The sequence below is a fragment of the Pseudanabaena sp. PCC 9330 genome (genome assembly GCF_055795045.1).
In genome coordinates this window covers 278,447-302,520 of sequence record NZ_JAYFES010000117.1, presented here as the reverse complement: position 1 = coordinate 302,520, position 24,074 = coordinate 278,447, and the positions used below count along the sequence as shown (strand labels likewise).

General features: G+C 58.2%; 15 protein-coding genes and 1 pseudogene. 4 read left to right on the top strand and 12 right to left on the bottom strand.

Features of this window, described 5'->3' with window-relative positions; all coding sequences use genetic code 11:
* The first annotated feature begins 93 nt into the window (after positions 1–93).
* Positions 94–1,335 carry a hypothetical protein gene (locus AC0QKW_RS23530; protein ID WP_473153540.1) on the top strand — a complete coding sequence of 414 codons (1,242 nt, stop codon included), beginning with the start codon at positions 94–96 and terminating at the stop codon, positions 1,333–1,335.
* Positions 1,336–1,411: 76 nt separating this feature from the next.
* Here the strand turns inward: AC0QKW_RS23530 and AC0QKW_RS23525 are convergent, their stop codons facing one another.
* Entirely contained in the window at positions 1,412–2,617 is a 1,206-nt protein-coding gene (locus tag AC0QKW_RS23525) for a phosphoglycerate kinase (RefSeq protein WP_473153539.1), read from the bottom strand.
* Positions 2,618–2,811: 194 nt separating this feature from the next.
* Between AC0QKW_RS23525 and AC0QKW_RS23520 the strand changes: the two genes are divergently transcribed.
* On the top strand, positions 2,812–3,216 hold the full coding sequence (locus AC0QKW_RS23520; protein WP_473153538.1) for a universal stress protein: 405 nt from the start codon (positions 2,812–2,814) through the stop codon (positions 3,214–3,216).
* 353 nt (positions 3,217–3,569) lie between these two features.
* Positions 3,570–4,433, top strand: a complete 864-nt coding sequence (gene ylqF, locus AC0QKW_RS23515; RefSeq protein ID WP_473153537.1) for a ribosome biogenesis GTPase YlqF — start codon at positions 3,570–3,572, stop codon at positions 4,431–4,433.
* A gap of 104 nt (positions 4,434–4,537) precedes the next feature.
* On the opposite strand, the gene AC0QKW_RS23510 is transcribed toward ylqF, so the two are convergent.
* From AC0QKW_RS23510 to AC0QKW_RS23480, 7 genes and pseudogenes are all read right to left on the bottom strand, one after another.
* Positions 4,538–10,291 (bottom strand): CHAT domain-containing protein, encoded by a 5,754-nt coding sequence (locus tag AC0QKW_RS23510; protein ID WP_473153536.1) that lies wholly within the window; start codon positions 10,289–10,291, stop codon positions 4,538–4,540.
* A 132-nt stretch (positions 10,292–10,423) separates the two neighbouring features.
* Positions 10,424–11,440, bottom strand: coding sequence for a tetratricopeptide repeat protein (locus AC0QKW_RS23505; protein WP_473153535.1), 1,017 nt, complete (start codon positions 11,438–11,440; stop codon positions 10,424–10,426).
* A gap of 118 nt (positions 11,441–11,558) precedes the next feature.
* Positions 11,559–14,759 carry a CHASE2 domain-containing protein gene (locus tag AC0QKW_RS23500; RefSeq protein WP_473153534.1) on the bottom strand — a complete coding sequence of 1,067 codons (3,201 nt, stop codon included), beginning with the start codon at positions 14,757–14,759 and terminating at the stop codon, positions 11,559–11,561.
* Positions 14,760–14,761: 2 nt separating this feature from the next.
* Positions 14,762–16,396, bottom strand: coding sequence for a ShlB/FhaC/HecB family hemolysin secretion/activation protein (locus AC0QKW_RS23495; protein ID WP_473153533.1), 1,635 nt, complete (start codon positions 16,394–16,396; stop codon positions 14,762–14,764).
* A 249-nt stretch (positions 16,397–16,645) separates the two neighbouring features.
* Positions 16,646–16,972 carry an RNA recognition motif domain-containing protein gene (locus AC0QKW_RS23490; RefSeq protein ID WP_473153532.1) on the bottom strand — a complete coding sequence of 109 codons (327 nt, stop codon included), beginning with the start codon at positions 16,970–16,972 and terminating at the stop codon, positions 16,646–16,648.
* A gap of 209 nt (positions 16,973–17,181) precedes the next feature.
* On the bottom strand, positions 17,182–17,484 hold the full coding sequence (locus AC0QKW_RS23485; RefSeq protein WP_473153531.1) for a hypothetical protein: 303 nt from the start codon (positions 17,482–17,484) through the stop codon (positions 17,182–17,184).
* Between the two features lie 129 nt (positions 17,485–17,613).
* Positions 17,614–17,787: pseudogene (locus AC0QKW_RS23480) on the bottom strand (JAB domain-containing protein); the annotation flags it as partial.
* A gap of 98 nt (positions 17,788–17,885) precedes the next feature.
* On the opposite strand from AC0QKW_RS23480, the gene AC0QKW_RS23475 reads away from it, so the two are divergent.
* Complete coding sequence (locus tag AC0QKW_RS23475; RefSeq protein ID WP_473153530.1) at positions 17,886–21,617, top strand: bifunctional DNA primase/polymerase; 3,732 nt, start codon at positions 17,886–17,888, stop codon at positions 21,615–21,617.
* On the opposite strand, the gene AC0QKW_RS23470 is transcribed toward AC0QKW_RS23475, so the two are convergent.
* From AC0QKW_RS23470 to AC0QKW_RS23455, 4 genes are all read right to left on the bottom strand, one after another.
* Positions 21,595–22,956, bottom strand: a complete 1,362-nt coding sequence (locus AC0QKW_RS23470) for a recombinase family protein (RefSeq protein ID WP_473153529.1) — start codon at positions 22,954–22,956, stop codon at positions 21,595–21,597. The two genes, AC0QKW_RS23475 and AC0QKW_RS23470, sit on opposite strands and share 23 nt — an antisense overlap.
* Before the next feature lie 43 nt (positions 22,957–22,999).
* Entirely contained in the window at positions 23,000–23,146 is a 147-nt protein-coding gene (locus AC0QKW_RS23465; protein ID WP_473153528.1) for a hypothetical protein, read from the bottom strand.
* Positions 23,143–23,355, bottom strand: a complete 213-nt coding sequence (locus AC0QKW_RS23460) for a hypothetical protein (protein ID WP_473153527.1) — start codon at positions 23,353–23,355, stop codon at positions 23,143–23,145. Before AC0QKW_RS23460 ends, AC0QKW_RS23465 begins: the two co-directional genes overlap by 4 nt.
* Before the next feature lie 464 nt (positions 23,356–23,819).
* Positions 23,820–24,014, bottom strand: coding sequence for a ribbon-helix-helix domain-containing protein (locus tag AC0QKW_RS23455; RefSeq protein ID WP_473153526.1), 195 nt, complete (start codon positions 24,012–24,014; stop codon positions 23,820–23,822).
* Positions 24,015–24,074 lie beyond the last annotated feature (60 nt).

Below are 24,074 nucleotides of genomic sequence, written 5' to 3'. Positions count from 1 at the left end.
GGCTAAATTGTCTGGTCAGAGCCTTCCTTACTTTGCCTAGGGACGGCAACGGCTGGCTCAGAATCATTAGGAATACATCGGTTATCTCTTCCTATGACAATTCAACTAACTCGACCTCAGCAAAAGTTTCTATTTTTACTAGGAATAACAACTATATATTTGCTCATAATTACCTACCTCGATTTTTTGAGGGGGCCTTACTGGTGGGACGAAAGACAGTTCTGGAGCACTAGCCTAGGTTTCAGCAAAAGAATTATTCCGAGTCTTCAAGACATCAGAAACTACGAAGAATTAAATACGCCCCTGCCATTTATTGTTTTTGGAATCTTAGAAAACCTATTTGGTCAGGGTATTGTGGCTGGCCGGCTGTTAAGCCTGCTGTTGTCACTGGCAATGGTCTTTATTATTGGCTGGCCCACTAAAGAAAAAGGGACTAAGGCGATCGTATGTCTTATAGGCTTACTGCTCTGCCCTTACTACCTATGGCTCAGTGGGCGACTCTATACCGAAATGATCGCTTGCTTTTTAGTGCTGATGGGGCTCATCACCTATGTCCGCAAGCATTATCTATTGAGCTGTCTTGCATTTATCTTAGCAATTTCGGCCCGTCAGTACATGCTAGCCTTCCCCGCTGCGATCGCCACGTACGAGTTTATCGTAGCGGTTCTCACTATCTGGCAGACGGGTTCTATCGACTGGAAGGCTCAGCGCCGATGGATTTTGCCTTCCTTAGCGGCGGGTTCAATTCTTCTATGGTTTTATCTGTTTCAGGGGCTCGCCCCCGAACAGGCCTACGAGGCGAGGATCCCCCCCGATGTGCAAAAAACTGCCTGGAGTTTTGAACTAGGGGGAGCTATTCACTATCTGGCGTTTGTTGGTCTGTACATTGTCATCCCAGAGTTTTTGTTGTTTAACCCCCGCGCTAAGCTGCAATACCTCCGAGATAACTGGAAAGAACAGCAGGTTAGAGCCGGGCTGATTGCCCTAGGGTTACTGCTGTTCATGCTGATTGCTCCGCCCCAGGAGTTTGGTAACGGCAATGTTGTGAAGATGGCGAATCTGCTTCCCCATAGATTACTGGACTTGGGGATGTATTATTTACTGGCTCTTTTAGCCTGTCTAAGATTTGTCCGGCCCAACTTGATGGCTCTCTTTGTTCTCTTTAATGCGGCGATTATGGTCAAGGCCTTTCCATGGGATCGATACGTGCTGCCCATGGTTGTGGCTTTTTGGTATCTTAAGTCGGTGGGTTTGGCCGATGCCTATAGGTTTTTGCCAAATCAAAGAGAAGCCAAGGGCACCACAGCCGATTTTTCCGATTCGGAATCGTCCTAGCTCTGTTTCAAAGCACAAGGGGATAGCGTAGGTCTACGCTATCCCCTTGTGCTTTGCTTAACTAAGTCGAAGTATCCTAGGCATCATCCAAAGCGGCAATACCAGGCAGCTCCTTGCCTTCGAGCAGCTCTAGGCTAGCACCGCCGCCAGTAGAGATGTGGCTCATTTTCTCGGCTACACCCACCTTTTCAACCGCCGCCACTGAGTCGCCGCCGCCGATAATAGTGGTGACGCCAGTGCCGGTTAGCTCGGCTAGGGTGTGGGCGATCGCCTCGGTGCCCGCCGCAAACTTGTCAAACTCAAACACGCCCATGGGGCCGTTCCAGATCACTGACTTGCACTGTTTCAGGGCGTCTTGGAACACCTTGATCGAGTCAGGGCCAATGTCGAGCCCCATCCAGCCATCGGGAATAGCCTCAATGCTGACGGTTTGGCTGTTGGCGTCGGGGGCAAAGTTGTCGGCTAGCACCACGTCGGTGGGCAGCAGCAGGTCAACGCCTTTTTCCTTGGCTTTGGCTTCGAGGGCTTTGGCCAGCTCTAGCTTGTCTTCTTCGACCAGCGACTTGCCCACGTTGAGGCCGCGAGCTTTGTAGAAGGTGAAGATCATGCCGCCACCGATCAGCAGCTTGTCGACCTTGTCGAGCAGGGTCTCGATCACGCCGATCTTGCTGGAAACCTTAGAGCCACCGATGATTGCCGCCAGGGGCCGCTGGGGGTTTTCGATCGCCGCCTGCAAATACTGCAACTCTTTCTCAATCAGGTAGCCTGCCACCGAGGGGCTGAGGTATTTGGTCACGCCCTCGGTAGAAGCGTGGGCACGGTGGGCGGTGCCAAAGGCGTCGTTGACGTAGAGGTCGGCGTTGGCGGCCAGGGCCTTGGCAAACTCGGGGTCGTTGGCCTCTTCGCCCGCATAAAAGCGCACGTTTTCGAGCAGCGCCACCTGGCCATTAGACATTCCACCGATCGCCGCAGCGACCTCGTCACCGATGCAGTCGTCACACTTGATCACCTCTTGCCCTAGCAGCTCGCTGAGGCGCACCGCCACGGGGGTGAGGCGCATGCTCTCGACCACCTGGGCCTTGGGCCGACCAAAGTGGCTGGTGAGAATGACTTTAGCCCCTTTGCCGGTGAGGTCTTGGATAGTGGGCAAGGCAGCCCGAATGCGAGTGTCGTCAGTAATGGCACCCTGGTCATCAAGGGGCACATTGAAGTCGGCCCGCACCAGCACCCGCTTGCCCGAGAGGTCGGCTGCCGTCAGGCTTGCCACCGATTTTTTAGCCACTGCGATATACCTCCTAAAAATGGTTTGAGTCTCTGTATTTATTACGTTATGCAGCGCGCCGATGGCAGCGGCCCCAACCTTGACTAAGGTAGATTTGAGGGAGCAGCGTGGCCCCACCTGGGCACTGTGTCTGTCGTAATATTTACCTATTGCCGCCCTCATTTTACCGGAGTGTGAGTTCTCTTCGATACGCCATGTTCAAGACGGTTTTATTTCCCATCGATATGAGTTCTGAGGCGCAGCAGGCGGCGCCTAAGGTGGCTGAGTTGGTCAAAACTCACCAAAGCCGCCTGATCTTGCTGTCGGTCGTAGAGCTGAAGGATGAGGCTACCCAGCCTTCGGCCCAGTCATCGCCTGAGGCGGTGGCTAAGCTGCTGGGGCAGGCCAAGGCTCTGTTCTCAGCCCAAAGCATCGATACCGAAGTGATTGAGCGAGAGGGACAGCCCGCTTTTGTGATCTGCGATGTGGCCGACGAGCTCAACGCCGATTTGATTGTGATGGGCTGTCGCGGTGTCGGCCTGATCGAAGAGGTGCAAGACGAAAGCGTAACCATGCGGGTGATCAACCTATCGCCCTGCCCAGTGCTGATTATTCCCTAGTAAAGCAGTGGATGGGTGGGTAGCCCGTAGGATAGGCATTATCCACCAAAATCACTGGCTTCACTCAGATCACGCTGGCCTACCTATGGCCACAGAATCTAGACGGAGATTTTAGAAAAATTCCCCCAACCCTAGCTCCTGGCGAACGATCGCCACTCCGAGTTGAGTGAGGGCGGGTAGGCGATCGCCGCCCTACCCTTTATCCCCATGCGAAAGCCCCGCACCATCGCCCACAGCAGCGGCACCTTACCTCATATAGCCCAGGAATTAAAAACCCCACCCTTAAGGGGCAACGCAGCCACAGCCTAGATTTTCATAGCCTCCCCGTCCTCACCGCTACCCCGACTCCACCCATGTCCACCCCCGAAATCCACTGGTACCCTGGCCACATCGCCAAGGCCGAAAAAGCCCTGGTCGATCAGCTCAACCGCGTGGATGTGGTGCTAGAGGTGCGCGATGCCCGCATTCCTCTCTCGACGCGGCACCCCAAGGTCGATATCTGGGTGGGCGAGAAGCCCAGGGTGCTGGTGATCAACCGGGTCGATATGATTTCGAGCGAGGCCCGCACCGCGTGGGAAACCTGGTTTCGCCAGCAGGGGGAGGTGCCCTACTTTACCGATGGCCAGCAGGGTAAGGGCGTGAAGGCGATCGCCAAGGCTGCCCAAACCGCAGGCGATGCGGTGAACCAGCGCCGCCAGGCCCGAGGCATGAAGCCCCGCCCGATTCGCGCCGTGGTGATTGGCTTTCCCAACGTGGGCAAGTCGGCCTTGATCAACCGCCTGCTCAACCGCAAGGTGGTGGCCAGCGCCCGCAAGGCCGGAGTCACCCGCCAGCTGCGGTGGATTCGCCTATCGGGCGATCTCGACCTGCTCGATGCCCCCGGCGTGATTCCCTCTCGGATGGATAACCAAGCGGCAGCGTTGAAACTGGCCATCTGCGACGACATTGGCGAGGCCTCCTACGACACCCAGCGCACCGCCGCCATCTTTTTAGACGTGCTTAAAACCCTTCAGCAGGCGGGTTCTGCCGACGACTACGAAGACATTCTTGCGGCCCGCTACGGTGTGGCGCTGAGCGACTACAGCGGCGAGAGTTATGTTGCCCAAGTGGCGACGCAGAAGTTTCAGGGCAATACCGAACGCACCGCCAAACGCATTCTCAACGACTTTCGTACCGGGCGGCTGGGCCAGTGGGTGCTGGAGTGGCCCCAGGGGTAACGGTTTGCCAGGGGGTTGAGGGGCCGTCATTGGCGCTGGGCTGACATAAGGGTATGCCTCGATCAGGTAGGTCATTGGCCCATGGCTTCTTCGCCGCGCCCCCGCTACCAAGGACTGCCCACCATCGTAAAAGCCGCCCAGTAAAACGGATGGCTGAGGTCTTGGCGACCATCGAACACCAGCTCGGGGGGCAGGGTGAGAGCACCGCCAGGCCAGATCAGCTGGCCGCTCTCGGTAAAGACCTCGCCGCGAATCATGGATAGCTGGGCATTCCGCAGAGCTTCGGCCTTAATCGCTGCCGCGTCAAGATTTTGGTAAAACGTGATCATCAGCCCAGCGGTGGCTTCGTCGCTGACTTTCCACAGGCTGGCCAGGGCCGACTTGGCCCCTGCCATCAGGGCAAACCCGGCAAAGCCTAGCTCGGCGTCGGTGTTGCCCATGGCGGTTTGGCAGGCGCTGAGGGTAACTAGCTCCACCTGGGGGTCAAACCAGCCCAGCTCGGGCACCTGGTTGAGACGCAGGCGGCTGTCAAAAAACTGGAGATAAGAGTTGCTGGGCGCGCCGCGCAAAAACTGGGCATGGGTGGCCATATGAATAATCTGGGCCTGGCGGCGATCGCGCTGGAGATTGCGGACGGTAAAGCTGGTTTCAGCCACTTTGGTACTGGGCCAAAGGGTTTGCAGGGTCCGCATTTCTACCTCGGCAGCCAGCAGCGGTGGCTGATTGATAAACTGCGACGCCCCCGACACCAGCAGTGCTGAATTTTGTCGGTTGAGGGCCACATAGGTCGGGTCGATCAGCCCCAGACTGGGAATCAGGCCGACGCTGTAGTCTTCGATTAAAAACCGCTCCCCACTGTGGAGCGCCGCCAGGGGCAGGGTGCGCAGGCCCGCATCTAAAATGAAACCGATGTTGGTGACCCCAGCGGCTTTGAGTTCGGCTTCGATAGGGGCGATCAGCCAGCCGTAGAGCTGCTGGGCCGATGTCAGGTAGGCGGTGTTGTCGGTGAGGCCGGGGTTGGTAATCTGCCGCCGCAGCTGCTCCTGGGCTTTGAGCACATCTTCGGCAGTGGTGTTGAGCACCCTGACCCGAGTGGGGTCGCCCTCAGCGGTAATCAGCAGCAGCTCCACTCCCCCTTCGCCAGCTTTTTCGCTACGGTTGAGCCGCATGTACATCAGCGCAGGCACCTCGCCGGTCTGGGCGGCAATGTCTTGCAGGGTGGCCTGGGCCTGGGCCAGGTTGACCGATCGCGGCGATTTAATCAAATCGCCAAAATAACCCGCAAAGTCGCTATTGGCCGAGTCTTCGGCCTCGCTAAACTGCTCTTGCCCCACAATATCTCCGGCACTGGTCAAAAATACCGGGCTATCTTCATTGAGGCTCTCTAGCGATCGCTGAGAGTCAGGAACTGGGTCAATGTCGTCGGGTGGTGGCTCAACCTCGATGGGAATGTCGCCAAAGGAAATGAACTGCACCTGACCGGGCAGACTGCGGCCAAAAATGCGACTGCCCAAAATGGGGTTGGCCACATCGGGCAGCAGGGTGACATCGCCCGTGGTAATCGCCCCTAGGGTGCCGTTGATGCTGGGGTCGCCCAGGGTAAAGGTAGACAATCCGTAGCCCAGAATGACGGCCCCGCCTCGGCTGCCCCCCACGGTAGAGAGACTGGCGGCGATGCCGTTTTGGTCGACAAAACTGCCCAGGGCTTGGAATGTGCTGGAGGTCAGGGCGGTAATTGGCCCGCCGTTGATGGTGCCCTGGGCGTTGATGCTGTTGACCTGAATGCGGCCCCCCTGCAAGCTCACCGCGCCGCCACTGCTGCCGCTGCTGTCGAGGTTGCCGGTGGTCAGCGCCCCACCCGATTGGAGATCGATGGGTGCCCCAGCGGTGTTGATATCGAAGGTGGTGAGGTTGCCCCCGGCGCTCACCTGTAAGCTCCCTGAAAACACCAGATTGTTAAGCTGAAGGTCGTTGCGATCGCTCAGCACGACATTCTGACCTGCCGATACCGTCACCGTATTAAAGTCGTTGTTGCCCCCCAGACCGATATTGCCAGTGGCAAATAGGTTAGTATTTCCCCCCACGGTGACCTGTCCGCCGGTTTGGGCAATGGTGCCAGCAGAAATAGCTAAATCGCCGGTGGTGGTGACATTGGCGTTGAGGGTGACATCGGGGCTACCCAAAATCGTCAGGCGATCGCCCCCAATCACCTCCAGATCCAGCGGCACCCCCTGAAGCTCAACCGTGTCGTTGCCGGTGCCTGTAGCCAGTCTCTCAACATTGGTAAAGCTAATATCTGGCAGAAAGTCAGAGCTCCGGCTGAAGCCACCACTGCTGCTGGTCACCACAAAGTTGTTGTTGGCCCCGGTTCCGGCCACGGTGTCAAAGCCCGCGCCCCCGTCAAAGGCGTTGACGTTTGAGAAGGTGACCGATCCAAACAGTCCAGCACCATCGCCAACAATGGTGAAAGTGTCGTTGCCAGCGCTGCCCAGCACGGTATTGGTAGCACTATCATCGCCGACGATTGCGGTGGGGTTGAGCAGCCGCAGGGGGGCACCAAAGCCGCCGATCTCCAGACTGCCATCGGGGGCAAAGGCAAAGGTAGTGTCTTGACTTGGCCCCGTCAGCACGCCGCCTGCAATGGTGAGCGGGCTAGCCAAGGCAAAGGGTTCCAGGGTAATGGCTCCTGTATTGCCCACCTGCCCAATGGTGCGACTGCTAAAGCCGTTGCCCAACTGGTTGATCTCGTCTTGGTTTATGAAGGTAATGGCGGGGTCACCTGTACCGCCCAGGGTAATTGGCAGGGATGACGTGAGGGGCTGAATTTGTAGACCGCCACTGCCGCTAATCGATGCTCCTTGCAACACAGGATTATCGGTGGTTAGGGTAACGTTGCCCGTCCCAGCCATAACCGTTACGTTGGGAAATGTGGCGATACCAGCGCTGGCTCCGCTGCCAGTCAGAGTAATGTCGCCACCGGCAGAATCTACTGAGATGTTCACCAGACTAACTCCTCTGGCGGTTACTCCAGTGGCATTACTGGTGCCATTAAAGGTAATATCGCCCCCGCCGGAGGTAATTGGACCATCAAAGCTAATGATGCCATCGGCATTGGCACTGGTTCCAGTGAGGCTAATATTTCCCCCCTGGCTGTCAATGGCCGAATTATTGCCGATTCCCCGAGCAAAAACCGGATCAGGGGCGGTAGAGCTGCCAGTAATAGCAATATCTCCCCCCTGGCTATTCAGAGCTGCCGGTTGATCAATAAAGACGCCCCAGTCAGAAAGACTAGCTCCGTTACTTGCTCCGGTGAGAGTAATGTCACCACTGCCAGTGGTGATCGGTCCATAGAGCACCAAACTACCGTTGCCATTGCCGTCAAGATCACCATTGATGACGACGGCACCCCCAGCAGTGGTAATTTCGCCAGTCGTTACTCCTGCCCCGGCCAATAAGCTAAAGCTAGCATTGTCGGTGCCAATCAGGTTCCATCTGGTGACAAAAGTGCTGGTTTCAATTGTCCCCTGAGTACGAAAGACCACAGGATCACTGAAAGTAACATCACCTGCCAACGAAATCGGCCCAGTGCCCGGACTAAACTGGCTTCCAAACCTAATGGTGCTAAAGCCATTGGCCAGGGCCGCTAAGTCGGCAGCTGTAAAATCTAGTGTTCCAGCGCCACTGTCGGCAGCGCCACCGAGGGCGATCGACTGGGCCGGGGTAGCCGTTTGAATCAGCAATTCGCCTGGGGCCTGTACTGTACCGGCTCCCCCGACTAGATTGATTTCATCGGCCTGAAGGTCGATGCTGAGGCCAAACACCCCTGGCCCGGCGGCGATCGCCCCGGTGGTCAGGCTGCCGCCCACTCCGGTAATGGCAATGACTTGATTGCCCGCCGAGAGATTGTTGGTGGTGATAGTGCCACCAATCCCAGCGCGTAAGTCGACAGATGCACCAGCGGTGGCATTGCCAATATCGATATTAATGCCAGCACCAGTAGTACCTACCGCAATGGTGCCAGTGGTTGCCGATAGATTACCCGTGGTCAGGCTACCGGCTGGCTTGGCTAGAAAAATTGAATTGGTGACAGAGATGTCACCGAAGTTAAAGGGCATTGCCCCATTGGAAAAAGCGAACACTGAGCCTGCGACAATATTGCCCGCCGAGATCCCTCCGGCGTTGATCGCTGTGAGGTCAACTTCTCCCGCTGCGCCCCCCGACGAAGTGGTATTGATCGCCCCGGTGGTAATGTTCACAGCGGTAATGCTTATATCCCTGCCGTCTGCCCCAGCCGTGCCCAGGGCATTGATAGCCTGGGTCGGATCCATGGTGAAGTCTCCAGTCCCGTCAATATTGGTATCGGCGGTAAAGGTGATCGTCCCACCGGGCACAAAGTTTAGCGACAGGCCAGGGGCGATGGTGATGTTGTCGGTGGCCTCTAAAATAATGTTGCCGATCTGGTTTTCTAGGGTAGTGGCGTTGATGGTCACATCCCCAGGCAAATCTGCCGCCAGAATGTCGGGCAGACCACCGGGGTCTTCAACTCCGGGGCTGCTGGGGTCAGCGCTGATGGTGATGTTGGTGGGGTCGAGCAGCAGGGTGCCCCACTCCCCCTGGGCAGCGCTGACATCTACCCTGCCGTTAAAGGCCAGAGTATTGCGGCCCGAGACCTCCACAAAGCCGCCGTCGCCCGCCGCTGCCCCACCCCGCGCGGTAATGGTGCCGTCAAACCGGGTGCCTTGGTCGGCCCAGAGAATTACTTCGCCGCCGTGGCCGCTCTCTACAGCATCGGCAGTGAGAGTGGAATTGGCGTCGACGTAGGTGCGATCGCTCGTCGGCGTCGTGCCCCCGCCCTGGTACTCACCACCAATGAGAATCTGACCGCCGCCCTGGGTGCCCGAGGCGTCGATGGTGGCCGCTGTGACTGCAATGCGATCGCCCAACACCTGCACCCTACCGCCAGTCTCCCCCGCCATATCTAGCACTCCTGAAATCAGAGCCGTGCCAGGGGTCGTCGGTAGAGTCGCCGAGGCACCAGCCAGGCTCACGGTGCCGTCGGGGTTGACGACAATGCCCGTGGCCACCTCTGGCTCCCCGGCCCGCAGCAGCGAAGGAATATCCAACGGCGAAAACGGCAGCGATGCCGTGGGCAACTCTCCCTCCGGCAATGTGGCCAGCTCCAAGCTGAGAATCGCTCCCTCAGGGCGAATGCTGACCCGGTTTTCCCCCGGTACCGCCAGAACGATGATTTGCCCACCGGGGGCATTCAGAGTGCCCAGGTTGATCACCGCGCCGCTGGCCAGGGTGATCACCTCGCCGGGGTCTACCGCCAGGGTGCCCAGGTTGACCAGGGCACCGGGCTCACCCCCAAAGGCAAAGCCGGTGGGGTTGCCGGTTAGCGCGGCATAGTCAGTATCGCCAATGGCCTGGAGCCAATTTTCACCAAAGCTCACGCCGCTGGCGGTGGTGGCCGTAAACGAGCCCTCCAAATTCAGCGCTGAGTTGGGGCCAAACAAAATGCCCGCCGGGTTGAGCAGAAAGAGGTTGGCGCTGCTGCCGCTGACCTGAAGTAGGCCGTTAATCACCGAGGCATTGCCGCCCACGACTCGGCCCAAAATATTCTGCACGCTGGGGTCGGCCAAAAAGTTAGCCACCTCTGCCGCCGTCAGGCCAAACTGCTCAAAACTGTGGAACAGGTTGGCCCCATCCCTCGACAGGGTGCCGCCGGTAATCTGGTAGGTCGAGCCATCGGGCAGCACCAGGGTACCAGTGCCATCGGCGGCAGGGATGATGGACTGGGCAAGGGCTGGGGCGGTAAAGAAGGTGGCGCAGAGGAGAGTGGGGAGGAGGGGGCGCATGGGGGTAGATAGGTTGGGGGTTGAGTTTTGGGTTATCAGGGGTGGGTTCAGGGAGGGGCAGGGGTGGGTTCAGAGGAATGGGAGGGGCAGACCCAGGTGTCTACCCTCCCCCAGTCAGGTGGGGATGGCGATTTACCCGGCGATCGAGTCGCAGATCTCGGGGTCGTCGGTGGGGGCCATGCCGAGCTGCTGGGCTTTTTCGAGCAGATCGATGCGGCGGCTGACCTGGTTGGCTTTGATGGTGTTATTGGCCAGGGCATAGCGAAACTGGGCCTGGCGCAGGGGCGGCAGGGCAGCCTCAATGTCGTTTTGCATGACGGCGACTTCGCCCTGGCCTTCTAGGGCGATCGCCTGCCAAAGCGCGTCGTCACCAGCCAGTTCCAAGGCCAGGGTATATTGCTCGGCGGCCAGGGCGTTGAGCCCGGCAAAGCTGTAGAGATCGCCCAGGGCCAGGGCCAGGGCAGCGGTGGGGGCGATCGCCGCCTGGCTGACCAGACTGTCAATAGCAGCGTCTAGCATTTGGTAGGCCAGGTAGATTTGGGCTGTGCCTAGGGCTAACTCTGCCGGGGAGAGGGTGGTGCGGTCGAGACTGGCGAGATCGGCCTGAAGGCGCGATCGCGTCTCGGGGAACAGCACGGCAAACCCGGCGATCGCGCAGCCCGCATCGAGATCCGACGACACCCCCTGGTCGGTAATCACCTCCACCGAGTAAAACAGCTCTGGCCGCAGGGGCGGATCGCCTCCGTAGATCACCGAAGCTTCAGGCGTAGTGGTTTCCCACACCACCTGCTGCCGCCCGCCGTTGGCGTCTTGCCACTGCCACAGCCGCACAGTGTAGGTCTCCGCCACCGCCACCGGATGCCAGCGAATGGTGAACTGGTCGCTGGTTTGAAAGGTATTGCGAGGAGTAATGATGTAAGGCAGCGTCGCGTCAAACCCACCCGCCAGCCGCCCGGCCCGCACGCCGCCCCCCTGCTGCCGGTTCGGGGCCCGCCCCCCCCGATTCTCTCGCCCGCCCACCAAAAAATCAAACACTCCAGCCTGGGCTGGCGGTGCAGTGGGCAACAGCAGCACCAGACCCAGCAGCCCGGCCAGCAGCAGACAGGGGCGGCGAGGAGATGGGTAGAGACGGTTCAGGACAAAAGCCATGGTTAGATGCAGTACGTGACGATTTAGAAGGAAGGGATGGGGGTGTTTGGTTATGAGTTGTGAGTTGTGAGCCTGGATCTTCAGCTCAAAACTAAACATTCAAAACTTAATTTACTCACTACGGATTTCGAACTCGACGACTCAGATACTCCACCAGCCCTGCCGTACCAAACCCCGCCACCAGGGCTGGAACCAGGGGTAGCCAGCCACCTGCGATCGCCAAGGCTCCGTAGCTGATGAGTACCAACAGGGTCACCGCCACCGCCGCCGCCAGGGAGAGCTGCCAGGGCCGCACAGTCTGGCGGGCAAACAGCCCCCCGATCAAGGCCCAGAGACCAATCCACAGGGTTTCGGCCCAGACCGGCCACCACCACAGCAGCTTGCGATCTTCCATGGCGGCATTCACCAGCTGGCTAATCATTTGGCCATGCACCACGACCCCCGTCAGTTCGCCGAGGGGAGTGTTGTACGAGTCGGCATTGCGATCGGTGAGGTCTTTATAGCCAATTAGCACCATGCGCCCCGTCACCAGGGCTGGGTCAAACTGCCCGGTCATCACCTGCTGGAGGGTGATCTGGGGGGCAAACTGGTTGGGGTCGCCCGCGTGGGTGCGATAATTCACCATCGTCTGGTAGCCGTTGAAATTATCCTGTCGCAGGGGGCTGTAGCCGCCGGTCTGGCTGGTGAGAATGCCGCCTGCCCACAGTTGAGGTACGCGCACCGAGCCCACAGCCATATCTTGAATGCCGCCATCGGGCAGGAATGGGTCGGTGTAGTCAATGCCCTGAGCCGCCAGATAGTGCTGGGCCAGGCGCAGGCTAAAGGCATCGGGGGTGTCACAGGTGGGCGGGTCGGCCTCATGTTTGAGGTAGTGGCGGCGGGTGAAGTTGTTGGCATCGACGGCAAAGTCGTTGAAACCAACCTGGTCACTGGGCAGTTCGGGGGGTTGTTCGACCCCGGTGTCGTTGTAGGTGGCCTTGCAGATGCCAAAAAAAGTATTGCTCTGGCGCAGGCGATCGGCCAGGGCCGGGGCGGCGGCAAAATCGCGGTAGAAATCGAGGCCAATGGCTGCCGGGTTATGGGCCGAGAGGGTAGCCAATACCTCCTCTAGCGCCCCATCGGGAATGGTACCCAGCCCCGGCTGGTAACGGCCCTGCTTGACCTGCTCCCGCAGCCAGGCACCACTGGCCTCATCCACCGCCACAATCAGCAGGTGCGAGTCTTGGGGTTCACTGGGGCGGCGGCGCAGCAGAGCATCATAGGTGGCGAGTTCGAGGGGCTGTAGTGCTCCGCCCAGGCGGAGGGCAAAGACCCCCAGGGTCACGGCTAGGCTGGCCAGACCTAAAGAGCGCAGCTTCACCTTGCGCAAGGGGAGCTGGCGGCTGGCAACCAGGTAGTCGAGCTGAACCTGGCTGGGAGTGGGCACTTTGCCGGTGGCCTGGGTCAGCCAGGCGTCGGCTTGGTCGAGGGCTTTGCCCCGCAATAACAGGCTAGATTCGCGTCCGGCGTTCTCCCACTCTAGAGCCCTCACCAGCAGACGGGTGTGGCGATCGACATGGGCCGCGTCGCTCTCTAAAATGCGGTACAGCTCGCCAAAGTTAGAGGAGTAGTCGCCCTCGTGGTCTTGAAAGTTGACCACGGGGCACTGGGTCAGGGCTGGCGGCAATTGACCGCGCGGCACCGGCCCATCAGACACGGCAATAATTCGCTTTTTAAGGGTCTGAGCATAGCCCAGATCAGCCAGGCAGCTCGGATTTTCTAGGCATTGGGGAGAGACTACCACCAGGCAGTTTTGGGCATTTTCTAAGGCCTCATCGACCATGGCTGGCCCATGGCCGACGACCACCCGAGTAGATTGCTCAAACCAAGTGCTTTTGCTCTGGAGTTGCAGGGTGGAGTTGAGGCGGCGGGCAAAGTCTAGATCGGCGGGGTCGGCAATCAAAAATACGTCAAGGGTCTGGCTGGCGGGTTGGGTCAGACTCTCGGCCACAAACTGATTCTGGATCTCGACTGGGGCGTAGCGGGGCCTGGTTTGGGCGGCCTTGAGCCAGTCTTGGGCCTGGCGCAGTTCTCCACCCCGCAGCAGCACGCTGGGGTTGCGGCGCTGCCGTTCCCATTTGAGGGCCGCCACCAGCAGCAGCTTGTGGGTGCGCAGGTAGACGGCATCTTGCCGCAGGGTAGCGATCAGCTGGCGGCTACCGGCTTGGGGAGCTAGCGACTCCTCAGCGCTGATATTTAGCAGTTGCACGTTCTGCAGCTGCGTGGGCATCGCGTCGATATCTAGGTTCTCGGTTAGCACCGGAATCACCCGTTTATTGAGGGCGATTGCGTAGTTTAGCTCGTCGAGACAGCGCGCTGAATGGGCTGACTCTGCTGACAGCAAAAATACAACGTTGTCGGCCCCTTCTATGCCCTGGGCAATGGCGGTCTGAATGCGATCGCCCATGGCTAAATCCTGCTGCCAATCCCACACGGTAAACCCAGAGCGCATGAGATAGTACCGCAGTCGGCTGCTGAGCCGGGTCGACGGGGCTGGCAGATAGGGGGCATCGCCAGAGTGGGTCAGGGTATTTTGATCGTCACTGTCGATTTCGTCGTAGCAGAGAAAGACCTGAGCTAGGCGACCGTCGGCATGTTTAGTGCTGCTGGTAATGAACTCGCCATGGAGATGGGTGGCCTGGCAAAAGGGTGGGTTGTCTTCAAAGGCCTGTTTGAGCCAGGCTTCGGCGGCCTCGCGGGTAGCCCCAGTGAGCAAGTAGCGCGTCTGCCGCTGGTTTTGCAGCCAGGTCAGCCCCTGGACCAGATATTCGGTGTGCCGATGCACAAAGTCTTTGCGATCGTCTAGGGTTTGCACCAGCTGGGCCAGGTACTGGTCAGGGTGATCAATGCCATCGCGGCAGCTGATGCGGTTGAGCTTGGCAATGCCGGGGTGAATGTTGCGGCTGGCGGAATGCAGCCCCTTGGCCTGGTACTCGGCCCAGTCGACCTCCGTACCCTTTGGGTTTCGCTGCTGCCAGGTGGCGTAGGCAATCTGCCCCACGTGCATCAGTGGAATAATCCGCTTGTGGTAGCGCAGGGCCTGTTCCAGCTCTTCGGTGCAGTAAGGCGAGTTGACCGAGTGGGGGCTGATGATAAAAATCAGGTTGTGGCATTTTTCGATGCTGCGATCGATGTGAGTCTGGTAGTTGACCGCAAAGGGAATGTCGGTCTGGTCGAGCCAGACGCTGTAGCCCAGCTCCGTCAGCCGCTGGTGCAGGGCCACAGCAAAGTCTGTGCTGTCGATTCGCCCGTAGGAAATAAACGCATCTTGCAGCTGCATGGCTAAAACCGATAGCGGAGATCAAAGTAAACCCGCAGGCCTGAGGGGCGATCGCTAACCAGCTCATCCAGCGCAATCAGGGGCAACCCAAAATCGACTCGGGCATCGAGGTCGTCAAGGGGCGACATCGCCACCCCCAGCCCCGTGCCCAGCAAAAAGTTTTGGCTAGTGGCCTGAAAGTCGGGGTTGCTGGCCCACACGTAGCCCAGATCTAAAAACGGGCTGAGGCTGAGCAGGGGAGCATTATTCTCATCGCGCAGCAGGGTGATTTGGTCTTCGACCGAGAGGCGCAGGCCGTTGTCGCCAAACCGGCCATTTTGGTAATAGCCCCGCACCGACTGGGCGCCGCCAATAAAAAACTGCTCTGACCCCAGCAGACTGCCCGAGGCCAGCTGCACACTTCCCCGCAGCAGCAGCTGGTGATTTGGCCCCAGCACCTGCAAGCGCTGCACCTGGCCCTGCCAGCTAAAAAACTCCCCACTGGGTAGAGGGTCTGACTGCACGGTGGCATCGAACAGCCCCGTACCCAGGCGAAACTGAGACTGCACGCCCCAGGCCCCGCTGCCGTCGCGGCGCAGGTAGTCTTGGCCAAAGCTAAACACGCTAGTCACCGTGGGCGGGGTAATCAAGCCCCCCAGTAGGGTGGTGCCGTTGCGATAGCGAAACCCTGCCGAGAGCGCCAGCTCTTCTAGCAAAGTGCGAATCAGGGGCTGGCGATATTGGATCTCGTAGCTATCGGTGGAACCCCGCAGCCCCAAGGCAAAGGTGGGCTCTGCAGGGTCGGTAATGGTATAGCTGCTGGGGGTAGCCCGCAGCAGCAGAGTGCCCTCCCTGGGGTTGAGCGGTACCAGGTAAGCCAGTTCGTAGGCGTAAGCGCCCCCAGTGGTAGAGCGGTAGACCGAGGCCAGCAGGCGATCGCCCCACCCCGCCAGATTGTTATATTGCAGCGTGCCCCCAGTGCGAAACTCGCCCACGCTGCGGGGCGACAGAGTATCGAGGCCGAGGCTGCCGCTCAGGGCCGGTGCCTCTGTGACCTGCACCGTCAAAATGCTGTTGCCCGCCGTCTGTCCCTGGCGCAGACTGGCTTCAATGTTGTCAAACAGTGGGTCGCGCTTGAGCAGCTGAAGCTGGCTTTCGAGCCGGTTTTGGTTGAGCGGGCGGGTGCCCCCTAGGGCAAGGCGCTGCTGCACGTAGGTCGTCAGGCGATCGCTGCCCACCACGCGAATCGCCTCTAGGCCTCCCTCTACGACCTGGAGCTTGACCACCCCGGCCTCCGCCTGGGGCGACAGCACCGCATTGGAGGTAATGTACCCAGCATTTAGATACAGCTGGGTGACAGCATTGGCCGCGCCCTGGAGTTCTACAAAGGTGAGGGCACGCCCTTCAAAGGGCGCCACGGTCTGGGCTAGCACCGCTGGGTCAAAAACAGTGCTGCCCTCCACCACAATGGTTTGCACGTGAATCACAGCGTCGGGCAGAGGATTAGACCCGGGGACGGCGATCGCCGGAGCGGAGTCAAACTCAGCGGCCTCTGGCGGATCTGTCCCCTCGGCTAGCATCAGCACCTCAGCGGCTGACCCTGGCTGTGAAGCCGCGGTGGAGTAGGGCACCTCCTGGGCTACCCCGTTTTTTGGCATACCCTGAATCAACCCGATTAAAGCGGCAGCACCCAAGCATTGAAACCACATAGCAGGTCATTGATTCATTGGTAGATGAGCTATATTCCCACGGGAAAATTAGCTCACCACCAAAGGTTAAGGATTATTTTCATCGCTGGGGTGAACCCGCCATAGCCCCACTGCCTAAAAAAAAAGCCCATTAAAAATGGCAGAGGACGTTTACATCTCTGCCATGACACATCGCTATCGAATTAGGGAACTGGTGACCTACCAGCGGGAAAACTCGCGGTTGCCGCCGTCTCTATCGCCGCCACCAAAGTTGCCGCGCGAGCCACCGCCACTGGGTCGCTTCTCTTTGGGGCGAGCCTTGTTAACGCGCAGCTCGCGACCCATCCACTCGGCACCGTCGAGGGCCTCGATCGCTGCATCTTCGTCAGCTTCTTTTTCCATCTCGACAAAGGCAAAGCCTCGGGGGCGTCCGGTTTCGCGATCGGTGGGCACTGTTACGCGGCTAACGGCCCCGTACTCGGAGAAGACTTCGGTAATGTCTCCCTCCGTAGCAGTGTAGGCGAGGTTTCCTACATAAATCGACATGGCACAACTCCAAATTAGACGTGAAATGTAGACAAGTTCGATTCGGAGTGGTACACGTCGATTACCCGAAAACTGAGATCAGACTGTGATTGACCAGCCTACCGAAAACAAAACATGTTACTCGCCTACTCTAGCATAAGGTTTCTGGAGATCAATCGTTCTGCAACACTGTGACAGCAGGCTTTACAAGCCCTTAGCCAAAATTGTTTTTAGCGCCGACTATAGAACGAAACTTCGACATCGGCGCACCATCCAGCGGCCAAATTTTCATACAAAAACACCCGCTCTACCAGGTAGTACACCCCGTCTCTAAACACGCAGTCACCAGTACGGGGAATGACGGGATAAGTGGCAAACCAGAGGGCATCTTTGAGCGGGGCCTTGGGGCTACTGCTGCGGGCCGCCAGATAAAATACCTGCACCTTAAACCCTCCACCCGCGCTAGAAGGGGCAGAGAGGGGGCCATCGCTGGGCTTGCCGCTGCTTTTGCCGGTCGTTTTTTTGATGGCCACAGGGGTGATGACTCAAACAAGACTTAGCGCTCACCATCCAGCGCCTACCCGTAGTCTATCAAGCTTGACGTTTAGGAATCGGGGTTTTGCAATTTGGGTTTGGCCTCAGACCTAGCGGTTTGAATTGGCCTAAGCTGCTTGGGGAGTCTCTTGCCAAAGCTGGGTGGTCTGGCGCAGGCTGCGGTAGTCGCCGTTGCCAATGATCAGATGATCGAGCACCGGCACGGCGAGAATTTGCGCCCCCTGCAAGAGCTGCCGGGTAAGGGTGAGGTCATCGGGTGACGGGTCAAGGTTGCCTGACGGTTAGTTGAGAGTGAGCACATGCCCAGCTCAAAACGTCCTCCAGGAAGGTTTTGAGCACATGCGATCGCCTGTCTGCCCTTGGGTGTCCTGTTATCCCTGTGGCCCCGGCGCAAGACCCACGACTGCCTTACTGCCATCACCAGATCTTTATTACAGTTCGATTTAAGCCCAGCACACTGCACCCTGAAATCCAGGGTGATCATTGCCGCATTAGCTTTACCAAGGTTGGCGACGGGCGGGCACCAGTTAAGGGCGACTACTGCCGGTTAGATGAAAATCTGAATCCGATAGCACGGTTCACTGGCAAAAACCCGTCATGGCTCGATGAGCGCGGGCGAGCTCGTTCCTTAAACCACAAGGTATTTCAGAACAGGCTGCCCACCGAGGCAGAATGGCGGCGCTGGTTGTCCAACCCTGCCAATGGTATCGGCACCCTTGGGGGGCACAACGGTATCGACTGGCTAGACTTCGATGCTAAAAACTACCCATCACAAGAGGCATGCGATCGCGACGTAGAACTCATTCGCCAACGCATTGGGGCGACATGGGTAGAGCAGACCGGGTCAGGTGGCTGGCGGATAGCGGTTAGGCCACGGCAGCAACCTACCTTTACCAACTTCACCACCTCCCCCGATGGCGTTGGCCATATTGGCGAGGCGCTTTGGTCGGGGCGTTTTACGGTGCTGGCCCCAACAATTCACCCTAACGGCACCCCTTACCGGTTGGTTGAGTTGGCCCCAGTGGCAGAAGTTGAGTCGCTAGAGGCGATCGGCATCTATCCCACCAAAGACGAACAGGCCAACCAACAGCGCAAAGCAAAGCAGTCTGGCAGTACGGCCATAGTGTCGGCACCCAGCGACCCCAGCAGCAACCCCTGGGATATGCGGAACCTGTCCGACTACTTAGAGGGCACCCACGAACGCGGCAACTTTATCCGCTGCAAATGCCCGGCTCATGATGGCGTTAGCGACGATTCACTATTTATCAACCGAGACACCGGTGCCTTTAAATGCTGGTCAGGGTGTGACGGGGCGCGGATCCTGGCTGAGGCAAAGCGAATCGCGATCGCTGGTAGGTACAGCCCAAAGCCAGCCCCTAGGCCAAGAGCGGCTGCGGCAGGCCGGGGGGGTGCCAACGACCATCCTTTGGGGAATGACTTTGCTCGCAAGCTGGAAGCGCTGCTCAGGCACACGCCTTCCTTAGATCGAAGCGTCAAGCCAGCGAGGGCAGCGGCGTTAACGGCGGTGGATGCTGGCTCTACAGTGGTCTACACCCCTGGATGCTTGCCCCAATACCAGCCAGGAGGGCAGAAGCCTGCCTACACGGTTGAGCCCGACCAGATGAAGGAATTTATCATTGAGGCTGTGGCGAAAGGGTGGAACGTCCACGACAGACGGGATACCGGCGCGGGCAAGTCTTACCTCTTTGGGACGCTCAACGAAAGTGACTTTTCTCGGAACGAAGATGATCACGTGAAGCTGTACTACCTGGATACCAACCACAGAAACCCCAGCACGGCACCAATTGAGGAACGATTCACCGACATGCCAACCCGGCATAACGGGCTAGTTGTAGACGAAAGCCGTCACACAGCAATGGGCAAGCCTTTTTTGCGGAGGCCTGGGGCGGGCGATGAGGTAGACCGAAATACTGGTAACTGCATTCGGACAAAGGAATTTGCGATCGCACGCAGCAAGCGCTTACCTTGGGCCGACAGTGCCTCAAAGGACAATCCCCTTTGTCGACGGTGCCCGTTCTACGGAACGTGCGGACAGAGTGAGAGCATCGGCAAGTCCGGGCAAGGGTTTCGTGCGATGCGCCGGGAGGCACTTAAACACAGCCGCCTGCGCATGACACCGGAGCAGGCACCTAGCCCCGAGAAATTTTCCTACAGCGACGTGATTGTCGGATGGGAAGAAGCTGCAACTCTCCTTACTGCGGAGGCGGTGCAGGTCAGTGCCGATGACATAAACCGGCAATTCAGTCTGATTGCCAGCCGTGACCCTGAACTTTACGAGCGGCTGACTCCTGCCTACTTGGCCCTTTCACGGCTGCTCAATACCAAGCCAGGGCCACACGGGCTAGACCCTGAGCCGTGCATGGAGATTTTAGGGCAGCCCCCAAAATGGCTAGATGCGTCCGTCATCCGGCAAGTGCAGGCCGCTGGGGGAGAGGACATCAACTCTTTGCTGGGCGAAATTGACCGAGGCGACACAGACCCACTGACAAAAGAAATTACCAGCCTAAAGGGCAAAATTGACCGGCGGCAGCAGTGGCTGGCAGAGGTGCATCGCCGGTTCGATCTGGATCAAGAAGTTTCTCAAAACGATCTATTCTCTAGCCCAGAACCGATCCACGAATCAGAAGTCCAGCGGGAAACCCTAACCGGTGTAGCAGCGCTCGAAATGCGGCAGCAGATCTCTGATAAGACAGAGCAAATCGCCATCCTGCAAGATGAGCTGACGGAGAAATTAAGTCTGCGTGCTGCTTTACGAGCTGCAAATAGCAAACAGCGACGGGACGATAGGCGGCAACACGTCGATCGCTTGCTGTCAGCCCCAGTACAAGGGCTAGCTGATGTGCTCAGCATTTGGGCCGGACTAACCCCAGGCGGATCAATCGGGGCTAACTATAACGGACTGGTGTTATGCAGCCCTAACCAGCACTCTAAGGCGATCGCGCAGTCTGCCAGAGCCAATGTCTTCATTGACGCTACCGCAGATACCCTAGGGCTTGCCTTAGCGGCTGGTGTGCCCGTAGACAAGGTGCTGGTGGCGATCGCAGATACCCCAGCACCCAACAACATTCAGCGCATTCAAATTCCTAGCTATGGTCGAGCAGCTAAGAGCCGTGTAGAGAGCACGGACGAGCTGATCAATGCCCTTATAGATGCAATAGCGGGGGATTCTCGCAAAGCCGTAATCGACTGGAAAGATAAAGCCGACTGCCATGAGGGGGCCTCTGTGTTCCTAGCGCATTTCAGCGGCAGCAGGGGCAGCAACGAAGCGGCGGGAGTTGAGTTCCTATTCACCGTCGGGACACCATCGCCCCACGTCGGAGCCGTAAAGCAGCAATGGCTAGCACTAGGCGGCGAAGACTATTGCGCCTTTGATGCCTACTACCAAAACCAGGTGAATGCAGCCTTTATTCAAGGGGATGGCCGTCCCCGCGCCCATCGGTACCCTGACCGGCAGTTCGTGCATGTTTACATCACAGACGCAGCGCTCCCCTGGCCCAACGTGGAGGTCAAGCAGGCGCACGAGGTGACCCTAGATGCAGCCCGCCAGGGCGATCGCACCCGGATAGAAGTTCTGCGCACCATGCGCGACGTCATGGGGCAGGGAAAGAAGGTCACTCAGCAGGTGATCGCGGCGGCGGTTGGCGTTACTCAAGGCCAGATCTCCAACATTTTCAAGGTTCTTGGGGGGTGGGCCACCTGGAAAAAAATTATTAGTGCCTCTTTAGATAGCCTATTAAGGGACGCTAATAATTTTTTGGGAACCCTGGAGGGGATTACGGATGAGGTTAGGTCGATGGCCGAAACCCTTCTCCCCTCTGTGCTTGAAGCCTTTGATGGGACAGCCGCTTCGGTGGTGGCTGTCCTACAGGGCGTTGTTGACTTGGCAACAATGCTCAGTGAAGCCGACTTTTTGAAGGCGGTGGCGATCGCTCCCTCTAAAACTAGGGCTGCAATAGTGGCTCTTGGGGAGATCGTGATGGGTCAGTCGCCCCCTGGCCCCCTTGCCTTGCCTTGCCTGACCCTCGCACCCCCTGCGCACGGGTGTGCTGAGCAATCGCTACAAGCTGCTAAAGCTGGCATTCAATCCTGACAATATTTTTGCCTCGGCACAAAACCACTATGCCTAGATCGCGGTAAATGTGGTTGCGCTCTTCCTCTCCCATGCCATCCCAGAATGTGGGCTGGGCCAGCAAGGTTACCCATTCCCTTAATTCGACACTGTGCTGCTGCTGGTGTTGGGCTTGGCTGCGCAGGTGAGCCAGCTGGGCTTGCCGCTGCTCAATATCTCGCCTTAGCCCGTCGCCTGGGTATTGGCGATAAACATCCTGAAGTTTGCCCAGCTCCGACTCTAGGCGCAAAATTTCAGGGCTGGCAGTTGCCTCGGGTGGTTCGGCTAGGCCCAGGGCGATCGCCTCAGCCTTCGAGCAAATGACCTCCAAAATAGTGGGCTCGATAACCCGGTGGGGAATGATGCCCGAGTTAGGGCACTTAATATGTTGGCTGGTCTTCCCCCTGCATCGCCAGTAATAGGTAATGCCGCTCTGAAGATGACGGCTGCTCTGCTGCAATTTGCGATTGCAGTCGATGCACCGGCAAAGCGAACTAACGGCCAGGACACGGCGATCGCGTGGGTGGCTGCGATTTTGCTCCAGGCGCTGATGAATGGCTCGGCTCTCGGCCAAGGTGATTAAGGGCTGGTGGGTGCCATAAGCGATCTCGCTTTGCTCCAGACCTTTGCCATAGCGATAGTGGATGTTACCGCGCAGCTTTTCATTATTGAGCCATTCATTTAGCCCAGGAGCGGTGAACTTGATTCGTTGGCCCTGGAGCCAGCGGGCTAGGGTGGTGAGCTGCTCCCCAGCGAGAAAGCGATCCACAATCGCCCTGGCCAGCTCCCACTGTTCCGGGTTGGGGTGCAAGGCGCTGTTGTCGGCGGCCCAACTATAGCCGAAGGGTGCCTTCCCACCGACGCGGCCACGCTTGGCCCTGATCCGCGCCATGGCCCGACGGCATTTGTCGGCAGTGTCGAGGCGCTGGTGTTCATCGACTACGGCTTTGATCTGCACCCTCAGCCGCTCGTTAGGGATGTACATTGCCAGCTCTTTACCGGCGTCGAGGTCGATGATTCTGGCCCCAGCCCCCTCCAGTTCATCAACCCGGTTTGTCAACTCGGCAACATCCCGAAAGAAGCGCCCCTGATTGCAAATGACAACCTCGACAGGTTGAGATTGCACGGCGGCTAATGCCCGCTCCCTCAATTGCTTCCACTGAGGGCGGCCCCGATCACCCCCACTGAGGCGCTCAACATAAACCTCGCTACAGCCGTACTCCCTCAGCCGTTCCTCCTGAGATTCGATAGAGCTGGTTTGCTCATCGTTGAGGGTGCTCACCCTGGCATAGCCAAGGCGCAAAGTCTCTGATTCAGTCATTAGGTGTTGCCCACTTCTGACTAAATTGGAGGTTGGCTTTGGACTACTCATGGGGCACCTCCCCCTGGGGGCGATCGTCTGTCTGGGATAGGTCGACGGCTGAGGTACTGGACAGTGTGCCAGCTTGGCCCTTGCCCAGCTCGCGGAGACGCCGGAGCAGAATTTCTCGGGAACGGGGGGAAATCCTCATTGCTCCACCTCCCCGGCTACAACCAGGAGAGCCGCCACGTCCCAAAACTCACTACTAGTGATGCCAGTTTCTGACCACCAAAGCCCGATCGCAAAGCGCTGCGTCGGTGGTGGCCACCCGCTCACCCGCTCAATAAACTCAGCGATATCCGTTAAGCAAGGAGGCGTAACGCTGGCAGAATTTTGATTTATACTAGAATCGTCGCGCATTTCAAGACTCCTTAGTCTCAGCTTGCGTCTCTGAGCGCTAGCTCATCCTTGCAAACCAAAATCTCCGCCGCCCAGCGAAAATTGGTTTAAACGACAAACCCCAGCCCCGGCATAAGCCAGGTCTGGGGTTTGTTTTTGGATGTAAGGATGAGTCAGCGCTTCAGCGCCGCAGTGGGTATTAGGATTTGATAAACAATTGGTGCGATCGCCTCTCTCAGGGCACAGCGACTCGACACTAATAGAGATAGTAGCGCGGTTCGACGGGGTGGAGAACGTTGAAACTGCGATCGCCGAAAAATCTGACAGGTGACTCTGGGTTTCGCTGAACCAGAGCCCGATTGCGGTCTTTCTGACCGACGGGCACCAGCAAGCGAATAAAGCGAGAGAAGGACTTAGTCTCATTTGGCCACGGGAAGTTGAGGCCGCGAGGTGTGCGGCCTGGTGGGGTGCGATTGTGAATGGCTTTATTTGTCCGCCGCACCGTTTTTGTCTAGGCGGGCCTTAACGGCTTCTTCGATCAGAATGGCGCACATCTGAGACAGCGATCGCCGTTCATCGTCGGCCATCGAGTCAACCTGAACTTTCAGGGCCTCATTCAGGTATACAGCTATGCGCGGGATCTTTGCGGGCACGTCAACAGGCAAGTTTGGAGTCCCCATAAGTCTATATCCAATAGCGATTGAGAGTATCTTAGTGGGCTTCCGAGGCTTTCGGTAAAA

Excerpts from the sequence above, each read along its gene's own strand:
- AC0QKW_RS23455 (WP_473153526.1), bottom strand. The coding sequence starts at position 24,014 with ATGGGGACTCCAAACTTGCCTGTTGACGTGCCCGCAAAGATCCCGCGC.
- AC0QKW_RS23490 (WP_473153532.1), bottom strand. The coding sequence starts at position 16,972 with ATGTCGATTTATGTAGGAAACCTCGCCTACACTGCTACGGAGGGAGAC.
- AC0QKW_RS23495 (WP_473153533.1), bottom strand. The coding sequence starts at position 16,396 with ATGCCAAAAAACGGGGTAGCCCAGGAGGTGCCCTACTCCACCGCGGCT.
- AC0QKW_RS23465 (WP_473153528.1), bottom strand. The coding sequence starts at position 23,146 with ATGAGGATTTCCCCCCGTTCCCGAGAAATTCTGCTCCGGCGTCTCCGC.
- AC0QKW_RS23530 (WP_473153540.1), top strand. The coding sequence starts at position 94 with ATGACAATTCAACTAACTCGACCTCAGCAAAAGTTTCTATTTTTACTA.
- AC0QKW_RS23470 (WP_473153529.1), bottom strand. The coding sequence starts at position 22,956 with ATGACTGAATCAGAGACTTTGCGCCTTGGCTATGCCAGGGTGAGCACC.
- AC0QKW_RS23510 (WP_473153536.1), bottom strand. The coding sequence starts at position 10,291 with ATGCGCCCCCTCCTCCCCACTCTCCTCTGCGCCACCTTCTTTACCGCC.
- AC0QKW_RS23460 (WP_473153527.1), bottom strand. The coding sequence starts at position 23,355 with ATGCGCGACGATTCTAGTATAAATCAAAATTCTGCCAGCGTTACGCCT.
- AC0QKW_RS23500 (WP_473153534.1), bottom strand. The coding sequence starts at position 14,759 with ATGCAGCTGCAAGATGCGTTTATTTCCTACGGGCGAATCGACAGCACA.
- AC0QKW_RS23520 (WP_473153538.1), top strand. The coding sequence starts at position 2,812 with ATGTTCAAGACGGTTTTATTTCCCATCGATATGAGTTCTGAGGCGCAG.
- AC0QKW_RS23505 (WP_473153535.1), bottom strand. The coding sequence starts at position 11,440 with ATGGCTTTTGTCCTGAACCGTCTCTACCCATCTCCTCGCCGCCCCTGT.
- ylqF (WP_473153537.1), top strand. The coding sequence starts at position 3,570 with ATGTCCACCCCCGAAATCCACTGGTACCCTGGCCACATCGCCAAGGCC.